Source organism: Streptomyces sp. YS-3, from assembly GCF_045257485.1.
Lineage (GTDB): Bacteria > Actinomycetota > Actinomycetes > Streptomycetales > Streptomycetaceae > Streptomyces.
This window is the reverse complement of the sequence record NZ_JBJHPC010000203.1, coordinates 1-11423: the sequence shown is the minus strand read 5'-3', so window position 1 is coordinate 11423 and position 11423 is coordinate 1. Positions and strand designations below refer to the sequence as shown.

General features: G+C 73.9%; 10 protein-coding genes. 7 read left to right on the top strand and 3 right to left on the bottom strand.

Annotated features, from left to right (window positions below; all coding sequences use genetic code 11):
- Positions 1-167: 167 nt before the first annotated feature.
- Positions 168-992, bottom strand: a complete 825-nt coding sequence (locus ACJA3G_RS18225) for a TIGR02452 family protein (RefSeq protein WP_406554059.1) — start codon at positions 990-992, stop codon at positions 168-170.
- A gap of 134 nt (positions 993-1126) precedes the next feature.
- Between ACJA3G_RS18225 and egtA the strand changes: the two genes are divergently transcribed.
- Genes egtA through egtD form a run of 4 tightly spaced genes read left to right on the top strand, consistent with a single transcriptional unit; the run spans position 1127 to position 5458 of the window.
- Positions 1127-2380: an ergothioneine biosynthesis glutamate--cysteine ligase EgtA gene (egtA, locus tag ACJA3G_RS18220; protein ID WP_406554058.1), complete on the top strand. Its 1254-nt coding sequence runs from the start codon at positions 1127-1129 to the stop codon at positions 2378-2380.
- Positions 2377-3708: an ergothioneine biosynthesis protein EgtB gene (egtB, locus tag ACJA3G_RS18215; protein ID WP_406554057.1), complete on the top strand. Its 1332-nt coding sequence runs from the start codon at positions 2377-2379 to the stop codon at positions 3706-3708. The genes egtA and egtB overlap by 4 nt, the downstream gene beginning before the upstream one ends.
- Positions 3708-4487: an ergothioneine biosynthesis protein EgtC gene (gene egtC / locus ACJA3G_RS18210; RefSeq protein WP_406554056.1), complete on the top strand. Its 780-nt coding sequence runs from the start codon at positions 3708-3710 to the stop codon at positions 4485-4487. Before egtB ends, egtC begins: the two co-directional genes overlap by 1 nt.
- Positions 4460-5458, top strand: a complete 999-nt coding sequence (egtD, locus tag ACJA3G_RS18205) for an L-histidine N(alpha)-methyltransferase (RefSeq protein ID WP_406554055.1) — start codon at positions 4460-4462, stop codon at positions 5456-5458. Before egtC ends, egtD begins: the two co-directional genes overlap by 28 nt.
- Here the strand turns inward: egtD and ACJA3G_RS18200 are convergent.
- The gene (locus ACJA3G_RS18200; protein WP_406554060.1) at positions 5436-6689 is read right to left on the bottom strand and encodes an extracellular solute-binding protein; all 1254 of its coding nucleotides are present in this window, start codon (positions 6687-6689) and stop codon (positions 5436-5438) included. The genes egtD and ACJA3G_RS18200 overlap by 23 nt on opposite strands.
- A 228-nt stretch (positions 6690-6917) precedes the next feature.
- Between ACJA3G_RS18200 and ACJA3G_RS18195 the strand changes: the two genes are divergently transcribed.
- Complete coding sequence (locus ACJA3G_RS18195) at positions 6918-7139, top strand: dodecin (protein WP_358834541.1); 222 nt, start codon at positions 6918-6920, stop codon at positions 7137-7139.
- Between the two features lie 36 nt (positions 7140-7175).
- Here ACJA3G_RS18195 and ACJA3G_RS18190 read toward each other — a convergent pair whose 3' ends face one another.
- Positions 7176-7664, bottom strand: a complete 489-nt coding sequence (locus ACJA3G_RS18190; RefSeq protein WP_406554054.1) for a hypothetical protein — start codon at positions 7662-7664, stop codon at positions 7176-7178.
- A gap of 47 nt (positions 7665-7711) precedes the next feature.
- On the opposite strand from ACJA3G_RS18190, the gene ACJA3G_RS18185 reads away from it, so the two are divergent.
- Entirely contained in the window at positions 7712-8731 is a 1020-nt protein-coding gene (locus ACJA3G_RS18185; protein WP_406554053.1) for an LLM class flavin-dependent oxidoreductase, read from the top strand.
- 10 nt (positions 8732-8741) lie between these two features.
- Entirely contained in the window at positions 8742-11114 is a 2373-nt protein-coding gene (locus ACJA3G_RS18180) for an ATP-binding cassette domain-containing protein (protein WP_406554052.1), read from the top strand.
- Positions 11115-11423 lie beyond the last annotated feature (309 nt).

Sequence of the window (11423 nt, the reverse complement as noted above, 5' to 3'; positions counted from 1 at the left end):
GGCGGGGGCGCGGCGAGGACGGCGAAGGCGGTGGCGAGCAGCGCCGCGAGGGCTCGGACGATCATGCTCCGAGCCTGGGGGCGGCCGGCTCCCGGGGCCCGCGTCCGCTGCGCCGTCCGGCGCAATCGGGGGCCCGCGCTCACCCCCCGGCGGTCGGCGCGGGCCTCCTACGCCGCCGCGAACACCTCCTCGAAGGCCCGCAGGGTCGTGCGGCCGGCCGTGCGGTCCAGGACGGCGAAGACCACCTCGTCGAAGTGGCGGGCGAAGCGGCCCCGGCCCGTGAGGTGGGCGTGGAAGGCGCCCGCCACCTGTGCCGGGTCGTTGCCGAAGACGCCGCACCCCCAGGCGCCCAGCACCAGCCGCCGGTAGCCGCAGTGGGCCGCGGTCTCCAGGACGCGCTCCGCCCGCCGGGCGAGGACGGCCGGGATACGGTCCACGTCCTGCGGGGCCCGCCGGCGGATCACTCCCGCGTTGGGCGCGGGGCAGGTCAGGAAGCCGACCCGGAAGGGCTCGTCGAGGAGGCGGCCCCGGTCGTCGCGGAAGACCGGCACACCGGGCGAGTGGATCACCCGGTCGGTGTAGAGCACATCGCGGTCGGCGCGGTGGTGCTCGTAGAATCCGGGCGCCCGCAGCAGCGTCGGGTACAGCGCGGAGGAACGGCAGAGGGCCTCCTCCTGGGCCTGTGCCCCGTTCAGGAAGCCGCCGCCGGGGTTGCGCGCGGAGGCGAAGTTCAGCACGGCCACCTCGCCGGGGCCCCCGCCCACCAGGCGCCGGGCCGCTTCCAGGCTGCTCTCGCCGGTCACCGCGCATACGCTGGAACGGTCGGTGCCGGGCGTCACGGGCACCGGACCGGGGCCGAAGAGCCGGGTCGCGTCGACGGCCGCCGCCAGCCAGGCGGCGATCGAGACCGTGGACCCGCCGGGCGTCTCGTACGCTCCGGCTTCGGTGATCTCCACGGTGCGGCGCGCGAGGTCGCGCAGTCGTGCACTCATATTTAGCATCGTTGACGCCAGGAGAACACTCCCGCAACATACTTTCCGTCCGGATGGGCACTCTTGTGCGAGAAGACGGCAGTGGCTTAGGTGGGACAGTGCACCGAAAACGTCCCCACGATGGGGAAGCGACCATGCTGACCAGACAGTTCACCGAAACGGAAGCGGACGATCTGCTTCGATGTATCTGCTTCAAGACCGGCCCACCTCGCGCCGTCGGGGTCGAAGTGGAGTGGCTGGTCCATGATCTCCACGACCCGCGCCTGCCCGTCACGCACCACCGACTCGCCGCCGCCTACGCCTCGTTGAAGGCAGTGCCCCTGCGGTCGGCACTCACCGTCGAACCCGGCGGCCAGCTGGAGCTCAGCTCGCTTCCCGCCGGTTCCCTCATGGAGTGCGTCGACTCCGTGGCGGCCGATCTCCAGGCCGTCCGGGCCGCTCTTCGCACCAGGGACCTCACCCTCGCCGGCCTCGGCCAGGATCCGTGGCACCCGCCGCGCCGCTTTCTGCACGATCCCCGCTACGACGCCATGGAAGCCCACTTCGACCGGACCGGACCCGCCGGACGGGCCATGATGTGCACCTCCGCCTCCGTCCAGGTCTGCCTCGACGCCGGGTACGAGGAGCCGGGCCCGCTCGGCTTCGGACGCCGCTGGCGCCTGGCCCACCTCCTCGGCGCGGTCCTGGTGGCCGCCTTCGCCAACTCGCCCCGCCAGGAGGGCAGAACCACCGGCTGGCGCTCCTCCCGGCAGGCGGTGTGGACCGATCTCGACCCGGTACGGGCGCTCGCGCCGCCGCTCGACGCCGAGCCCCGGGCGGCCTGGGCCGCGCACGTCCTGGACGCACCGGTGCTGTGCGTCCGCTCCGACGGCCCGGCGTGGGACGCGCCCGAGGGGCTCACCTTCCGCCAGTGGCTGCGCACCGGCGAGCCGCGCCCGGCCACCCGCGAGGACCTCGACTACCACCTGACGACGCTCTTCCCGCCGGTGCGGCCACGTGGACACCTGGAGCTGCGCATGATCGACGCGCAGTCCGGCGAGGACGGCTGGATCGTCCCGCTCGCCGTGACCACCGCGCTCTTCGACGACCAGGAGGCGGCCGAGACCGCCTACCGGGCCGTCAAGTCCCTGGCCGAGCGGGCGGGTTCGTCGCCCGCGCCGCGCAATCCGCTCTGGGCCGACGCGGCCCGCTCGGGGCTCGCCGACCCGGAGCTGCGGGAGGCCGCCGGGATCTGCTTCGCCGCCGCGCTGGAGGCACTGCCCCGGCTCGGCGCCACCGCCGAGGTCCGCGAGGCGGTCGCCGCCTTCACGGACCGCCATGTCGCACGGGGCCTCTCCCCCGCGGACCTCCCGTCCGCGTCCGCCCCCGGGAAGGAAACCTCCTCATGACCGGCCCCGAACCGACCGGAGCGGACGCCACCGACCCCGAGGCGCTGCGCCTTCGCGCCCTGACGGCCCTCACCGCCGCCCGGGCGCGCACCGCCACCCTCACCTCCTGCGTCGACGACCACGACCTCACCGCCCAGCACTCCCCCCTGATGTCGCCGCTGGTCTGGGACCTGGCGCACATCGGCAACCAGGAGGAGCAGTGGCTGCTGCGGGCCGTCGCCGGGCGGGAGGCGATGCGCCCGGAGATCGACTCGCTGTACGACGCCTTCGAGCACCCGCGCGCCGCCCGCCCCTCGCTGCCGCTGCTCTCCCCCGCCGAGGCCCGCCGGTACGCCGCGGAGGTGCGCGGCCGTGCGCTGGACGTCCTGGAGTCCACCCCGATGGAGGGCGGGCCCCGGCTCGTCGACGCGGGCTTCGCGTTCGGGATGGTCGCCCAGCACGAACAGCAGCACGACGAGACCATGCTGATCACCCATCAGCTCCGCGAGGGTCCGGCCGCGCTCTCCGCGCCCGAGCCGCCGGACGGCTCCACCGCGGACCTGCCGGGGGAAGTCCTCGTCCCCGGCGGCCCGTTCACCATGGGCACCTCCGCCGAGCCCTGGGCACTGGACAACGAGCGCCCCGCCCACCACCGCATCGTCCCCGCCTTCCACCTCGACACCACCCCGGTCACCTGCGGCGCGTATCTGCGGTTCATCGAGGACGGCGGCTACACCGACGAGCGCTGGTGGAACCCCAAGGGCTGGGCGATGGTCCGCCGCAACGGGCTCACCGCCCCGCTCTTCTGGCGGCGGGAGGGCGGCCAGTGGCTACGCCGCCGGTTCGGGGTGACCGAGCCCGTACCGCTGGACGAACCGGTGCTCCACGTCAGCTGGTACGAGGCGGACGCGTACGCCCGCTGGGCCGGGCGGCGGCTGCCCACCGAGGAGGAGTGGGAGAAGGCGGCCCGGTACGACCCCGCCTCCGGCCGCTCCCGCCGCTACCCGTGGGGCGACGCCGATCCCACGTCCGACCGCGCCAACCTGGGCCAGCGCCATCTGCGCCCGGCCCCCGCGGGCGCCTATCCGGCGGGCGCGTCCCCGCTGGGCGTACGGCAGCTGATCGGGGACGTGTGGGAGTGGACGTCCAGCGACTTCATGCCGTACCCGGGCTTCGTCGCCTTCCCCTACCGCGAGTACTCGGAGGTGTTCTTCGGGCCCGACCACAAGGTGCTGCGCGGCGGCTCGTTCGCGGTGGACCAGGTGGCGTGCCGTGGCACCTTCCGCAACTGGGACCTTCCGGTGCGGCGGCAGATCTTCGCCGGGTTCCGGACCGCGAGGGATGCCTGATGTGCCGTCATATCGCGTTCCTGGGACCGCCCGCGCCACTGGGTGAGCTGCTGGTGAGCCCGCCGCACGCGCTGTACCGGCAGTCCTGGGCGCCCCGTCGGCAGCGGTACGGCACGGTCAACGCCGACGGTTTCGGGGTCGGCTGGTACGCCGAGGGCGACCCGGTGCCGGGCCGCTACCGCCGGCCGGGGCCGATCTGGGCCGACCCCTCGTTCGCGGACCTGGCCCGGGTGGTGCGCACCGGCGCGCTGCTCGCGGCGGTCCGGGACGCCACCGAGCCGGGCCCCGACAACGAGGCCGCCGCCGCGCCCTACGCCGCCGGGCCCTGGCTGTTCAGCCACAACGGGGCGGTGCGCGGCTGGCCCGGCTCGCTCGCGGCCCTGGCCGCCGCGCTGCCCGCCGAGGAGCTGCTGCGGCTGGAGGCCCGCTGCGACTCCGCGCTGGTGTGGGCCCTGCTGCTGCACCGGCTGCGGGCGGGCGACGAGCTGGGCCGGGCGCTCGCCGAGACGGTGGCCGAGGTCGCCGCGGCGGCCCCGGACTCCCGGCTGAACCTGCTGCTCACGGACGGCGTGACGATCGCCGCCACGGCCTGGGGCGACACCCTGTGGTACCTCGCCCGGCCGGGCGGGCGCACGGTCGTCGCCTCGGAGCCCTACGACGACGATCCGCACTGGCACGAGGTCCCCGACCGCACCCTGTTGGCCGCGACCCGTACCGACGTTGTACTGACCCCCCTCAAGGAGCCATCCTCGTGCACCAGTCCCACCCGTTCCAGCTGACCCGCACCCTGCCCGAGGACGCCACCGGGGCCGCGCTGCGCGCCGATGTGCTGCACGGGCTGACGGGCAGCCCCAAGACGCTGCCGCCCAAGTGGTTCTACGACGCCCGGGGCAGCGAGCTGTTCGAGGAGATCACCCGGCTCGACGACTACTACCCCACCCGCGCCGAGCGGGAGATCCTCGACCAGCGGGCCGCCGAGATCGCGGCGGCCTCCGGGGCCCGCACCCTGGTCGAGCTGGGCTCGGGCTCCTCGGAGAAGACCCGGCTGCTGCTCGACGCGCTGCCGGACCCGCTCACGTACATCCCGGTGGACGTCAGCGAGAGCGCGCTGCGGGGGGCCGCCGCGGCGCTGATCGAGGAGCGGCCGGCGCTCGGCGTGCACGCGCTGATCGCCGACTTCACCCGGCCGCTCGACCTGCCCGCGACGCCGGGACCGCGCCTGGTGGTCTTCCTCGGCGGCACGATCGGCAATCTGCTGCCGGCCGAGCGCGCGCGGTTCCTGGCCTCGGTCGCCGCGGTGATGGAGCCCGGCGACAGCTTCCTGCTCGGCACCGACCTGGTGAAGGAGGAGTCGGTCCTGGTGCGGGCCTACGACGACCGGGACGGGGTGACGGCCGAGTTCAACAAGAACGTCCTCGCCGTCATCGACCGCGAGCTCGGCGCCGACTTCGACCTCGACGACTTCACGCACGTGGCCCGCTGGGACGCCGGCCGGGAGTGGATCGAGATGCGGCTGCGGGCCCGCGCCGACCTCACCGTGAAGATCCCCGAACTGGACCTCGTGGTCCGCTTCGAGGAGGGCGAGGAGCTGCGCACCGAGATCTCGGCGAAGTTCCGCCCCGAGGGCGTACGGGCGGAGCTCGCCGCCGCCGGGCTGACGGCCACCCACTGGTGGACCGACGCCGAGGGCCGCTTCGCGCTGTCGCTCGCCGTCCTCGGCGACGCCGTCACGGGAACAGCAGCGAGCTGATCCGCGCGGAGGCCGTCCTGGCCGCCGTCCTCGGGTCGGCTCCCGTGAGCACGGCGGTCATGTACGGCTTGATCGGGTTGTCGGCCTCGACGGCGGCCCACTGGGGCGAGTTGGGCGTGGCCCTGCCGCGGGCCGCGCCCTGCGCCATCGCGGCCGTGCCCGCCTGGTTCTCCACGGCCGCCGCGAGCGCGGGCTTGTTCGGCACGTAGCTCATGGTGGCGGCGAGGTCCCGCTGCCACTTCTCCCCAGCGAGCGCCTTGACCACCTCCACGGCCTCGGTGCGGTGCGCGGAGCGCTTGGGCACAATCAGGTCCGAGCCGCCGGTGAAGACCGCGCCGGGGGCGGCGGCCGTCTTGCCGGGGACGGGGAAGTAGCCGAGCTTGCCGGCGAGGGCGGGGTTGGCCTTCTGGATGGCGTTGGCGGTGCCCGGGACGGCGATGATCTGGGCGACGGCGCCCCTGGCGAAGACCCCGGCCTGCGGCGGCGTGGCCTCGTCGGCGTTCTTGGGGCCGTCGCCCAGGGCCTGGAGGCGGCGGTAGAAGTCCATGCCGCGCAGGGCGGCGGGCGTGGCGAGGGTGCCGGTCCACTCCCCCGCGCTCTCCTGGGCGAGCTCCCCGCCCTCGTCCCAGACGAACCCGGCGAGGGTGTACCAGTCCTGTCCGGCGAGGTAGATGCCCTGGGTGGCGCCGGTGTTCAGCTTCTCGGTGTCGCTCAGCCACTCGGCGCGGGTCCTGGGGGCCTTGGTGATGCCCGCCGCCCGGAACAGGTCCTTGTTGTAGATCACGACGCGGTTCGCCGCGTACCAGGGGATGCCGTACTGCGCCCCGTCCACCCGGCCGGGTTCCGCCAGGCCCGGGAGCCAGTCGGCGCTGCCCCAGTCGCGCAGCGACTCCAGGGTGAGGTCGAGCAGTCCGCCGCTGGCCGCGTACTGGGAGACCTGGGTGTTGCCGACCTCGATGACATCGGGCGCCGCACCGGCCTTGAGGGCGGCGCCCACCTTCTGTCCGACGCCCGTCCACTCCTGGATCCGTACGTCGAGCCTGACCGAGCGGTGCTCCTTCTCGTAAGCGTCGGTGAACCGCTTGATGAAGTCGTCGGAGGCGCTGTCCTTCATCAGCCACACGGTGACGGTGGTGGTGGAGTCCCCGCCGACGCCCGGCAGCGCGCCGCAGCCGCCGAGCGCGAGGGCCGTGAGGAGCACGACGGGGGCATGGAGGAAGCGGTTCTTCACGGAGGTCACCTTCTGCGTCAGGGCACGGGCAGTCATGACCCGACGTGGGGAAAGCGCAGACGGCTCCTCCGGGGAGGGGGCGGTTGGCCAGTTCGGGTGCGGCCGATTTTGGTCTGTACCAATGGGCCGGTCAAGCCCCGTGACGAAACCGTCTCCGGGTCGGACGTCTCGCGAAGCGGCGTGAGGTGGGGCACGGTGGAGGGACGCGACGAAGAGGAGTGCACCTCCATGTCCAACCACACGTACCGCGTCACCGAGATCGTCGGCACCTCCCCCGAGGGCGTCGACCAGGCCATCCGCAACGGCGTCGCCCGCGCCGCGCAGACCCTGCGCAACCTGGACTGGTTCGAGGTCACCCAGGTGCGCGGCCAGATCGCCGACGGGCGGGTCGAGCACTACCAGGTGGGTCTGAAGGTCGGCTTCCGGCTGGACGACGACCAGGAGGTCTGACCCCCCGGGGGGCGGGCCGCGCGGTCCCCCGACCGCTCAGGTCCGCCCCTCCCGCTCCTGCGCGTCCTTCAGCGTCTCGGTGGGCGCCGCCCAGCGCGCCCGTACGACGGGGAAGCCCGCCCGTTCGGCGGCGTCGCACACCAGCTCGTCGTCGTCCACCAGCATCCGCACCTCGCGTCCCGCCCCCAGCCGGCGCAGCAGCTCCAGCTTGGTGGTCCGGGCGGGCCTGCGGTCGGTGTTGGGCCGCATATGGAGCGTCCCGTCCGGCAGGCCCTGGGCGGCCAGCCACGCCCGGGTGTCCCGGCGGCAGCGCTCCGGCCGGCCGGTGAGGTAGACGACCTCGCACTCCTCGGCCGCCGCCAGGCACAGCGCGATGCCCCGGGCCAGCGGCGGATCGGCCGGGGCCGCCGCGAAGAAGGCGTTCCAGTCGCGCCGGGCGCCCTCCAGGAAGTGCTGGCGGTGGCCGCTGTCCGCGAGCGTGCCGTCCAGGTCGAATACGGCCAGTGGCCTGCTCTGCTCCGTCATGCGCCCACCCTAGGGAATCCTGGCGCCGCACAGACGTTGAAGCCTGTGTGAGCTCAGTGATCGCGTCGACGCGCTTCTCCGTCCTGGACCGCTCCCGTATCCGCGCGGGGCACGACGGCCCCGGGGCCCTGCGGGACACCGTGGCCCTCGCCCAGGAGGCGGAGCGGCTGGGCTACCACCGCTTCTGGGTCTCCGAGCACCACAGCGTGCCGGGGGTCGCGGGCTCCGCGCCGACCGTGCTCGCCGCCGCCGTGGCCGCCGCGACCTCCACGATCCGGGTCGGTACGGGCGGGGTGATGCTCCCCAACCACCGACCGCTGGTGGTGGCCGAGCAGTTCGGCGTGCTGGAGTCGCTCTTCCCGGGCCGGATCGACATGGGTCTGGGCCGCTCGGTCGGGTTCACCGACGGCATCCGCAGGGCCCTGGGCCGCGACAAGGAGGACGCCGACGCGTTCCCGGCGCTCCTGGCCGAACTGCTCGGTTACTTCGACGGTACGCAGCGGGTCCACCCGCAGGTCCACGCGCGCCCGGCCGAGGGCCTGCGCGTCCCCGCGTTCGTGCTCGCCACCGGGCAGGGCGCCCGGCTCGCTGCCAAGGCGGGGCTGCCGCTGGTCATCGCCGCCGTGCGCGGCGAGGACGCGATGCTGCGGGTGATCGACGACTACCGCGAGGCCTTCCGGCCCTCCTCCTGGAGCGAGCGGCCCCATGTGGTGCTCTCCGGGACGGTCGCGGTGGCGGGCACCACCGAGGAGGCCCGCCGCGTCCTGCTCTCCGAGGCGTGGTCCACGGCGTACTCGCGCACCCGGGGCGCGTTCCCGCCGCTCTCCCCCGCCGAGGAGATCGAGGCGCTGGCGATGACCGCGCGCGAGCGCACCCTCTTCGAGGAGGCCCTGAGCGGCCAGATCCACGGCACCGAGGACGAGGTCGAGAGCGCCCTGGAGAAGCTGCTGACGCGCAGCGCGGCCGACGAGTACCTGGTCACCACAAGCACGTACGACCGCGCGGCCCTGCTGGACTCCTACCGCCGACTGGCCCGGCTCACCGGCCTGACCAGCGCGTCCGCCTAGAATTTCGGTCATGCCGAGCCCCGCGCGACCCGCCACGGACCCGACCGGCCCGAACCACGACCCCTTCGTCCGGGTCACCGGCGCCCGCGAGCACAATCTGCGCGGGGTCGACGTGGCCGTTCCCCGGGACGCGCTGGCGGTGTTCACCGGGGTCTCCGGGTCGGGGAAGTCCTCGCTCGCCTTCGGGACGATCTACGCCGAGGCCCAGCGGCGCTACTTCGAGTCGGTGGCGCCCTACGCCCGGCGCCTGATCCACCAGGTCGGCGCGCCGAAGGTCGCGGAGATCTCGGGGCTGCCGCCCGCCGTCTCGCTGGAGCAGCGGCGCTCGTCACCGACCTCGCGCTCCTCGGTGGGCACGGTCACCACGCTCTCCAACTCGCTGCGGATGCTGTTCTCCCGGGCGGGCACCTACCCGGCGGGCGCCGCGCGCCTGGACTCGGACGCCTTCTCGCCCAACACGGCGGCCGGCGCCTGCCCCGAGTGCCAGGGCCTGGGCCGGGTCCACCGCACCAGCGAGGACCTGCTCGTCCCCGACCCCTCCCTGTCCATCCGCGAGGGCGCGATCGCGGCCTGGCCGGGCGCCTGGCAGGGCAAGAACCTGCGCGACGTCCTGGACGCCCTGGGATACGACGTCGACCGGCCCTGGCGCGAGCTGACCGCCGAGGACCGCCACTGGATCCTGTTCACGGACGAGCAGCCGGTGGTCACCGTGCATCCGGTGCGCGAGGCGAACCGCATCCAGCGCCCGTACCAGGGCACGTACATGAGCGCCCACCGCTATGTGATGAAGACGTTCGCGGGGAGCCGGAGCACGGCCCTGCGCGCCAAGGCCGAGCGCTTCCTGACCGCCGCCGACTGCCCGGTCTGCGGCGGCAGCCGGCTGCGGCCGGAGTCCCTCGCGGTCACCTTCGCCGGACGCACCGTCGCGGAGCTCGCCGCCCTCCCCCTCGACTCGCTCGCCGAGCTGCTGCGCTCGGCCGACGCCGGCCCCACGGCCGAGGTGCTGACCACCGACCTGCTCGGCCGGATCGGCCCCGTCGTCGAGCTCGGCCTCGGCTACCTCAGCCTGGACCGGACCGCTCCCACCCTCTCCGCCGGTGAGTTGCAGCGGCTGCGGCTCGCCACCCAGCTGCGGTCGGGGCTCTTCGGGGTGGTGTACGTGCTGGACGAGCCGTCGGCGGGGCTGCACCCGGCCGACACCGAGGCGCTGCTCACGGTCCTGGACCGGCTGAAGGCGGCCGGGAACTCGGTGTTCGTCGTCGAGCACCACCTCGATGTGATGCGGCACGCCGACTGGCTGGTGGACGTGGGCCCGTACGCCGGTGAGCACGGCGGCCGGGTGCTGCACAGCGGGCCGCCGCAGGCGCTTGCGGAGGTCGCCGAGTCGCAGACCCGGCGCTTCCTCTTCGACACCGTGCCCGCGCCGGTCCGCGCGGTGCGCGAGCCGTCCGGGTGGCTCAAGGTCGGGCCGGTGACCCGGCACAATCTGCGGGGCCTGACGGCGGAGCTGCCGCTCGGTGTGTTCACGGCGGTGACGGGCGTATCGGGATCGGGCAAGTCCACACTGGTGGGCGCGGTGACCGAGGAACTGCCGGGCGTGGGACGCCTGGTGACGGTCGATCAGCAGCCGATCGGCCGCACCCCCCGGTCCAACCTCGCCACGTACACCGGCCTCTTCGACGTCGTCCGCAGGCTCTTCACGGCCACCGGGCAGGCACGGGCGCGCGGCTACAGGGCGGGCCGGTTCTCCTTCAATGTGCCCGGCGGGCGCTGCGAGACCTGCCAGGGCGAGGGGTTCGTCTCGGTGGAGCTCCTGTTCCTGCCGAGTACGTACGCCCCCTGCCCGGACTGCCACGGCGCCCGGTACAACCCGGAGACGCTGGAGGTCACCCACCGGGGGCTCACCATCGCGCAGGTGCTGGATCTGACGGTGGAGGCGGCGGCGGAGTTCTTCGCGGACACCCCGCCCGCCGCCCGGAGTCTGCGCGCGCTGCTCGACGTGGGCCTGGGCTATCTGCGCCTGGGACAGCCCGCCACCGAGCTCTCCGGCGGCGAGGCCCAGCGCATCAAGCTGGCCTCCGAGCTTCAGCGCGGAAGGCGGGAGCACACGCTCTATCTGCTGGACGAGCCCACCACCGGGCTGCATCCCGCCGATGTCGAGGTGCTGCTGCGCCAGTTGCACGGACTGGTCGACGCGGGCCACTCGGTGGTGGTGGTCGAGCACGACATGACGGTGGTGGCGGGCGCGGACTGGGTGGTCGACCTCGGGCCCGGCGGGGGCGACGCGGGTGGCAGGATCGTGGCGGCGGGCCCGCCGCGCGAGGTCGCCTCGGCGGGGGCGGGGCGCACGGCTCCCTTTCTGGCGAGGGCGTTCGGCGGCTGACGGCCCGCTGTCGGACCCGGAGCGCGATCAGTAGCAGATCCGGTCCGGACGACAAGCTGACAGCCCGTCAATTCCTGGCGCTGGAGCGGCTGTTCGGCCCAGAAAAGCGGACTTACTCTCAAGTTCACCCGGGTATGACGTCACCCTCGTTCCTCCTCGCACCCCCCCACCATCGAAGCCGCTCCAGCGCCAGGAATTGACGGGCTGTCAGCTTGTCGTCCGGACCGGATCTGCTACTGATCGCGCTCCGGGTCCGACAGCGGGCCGTCAGCCGCCGAACGCCCTCGCCAGAAAGGGAGCCGTGCGCCC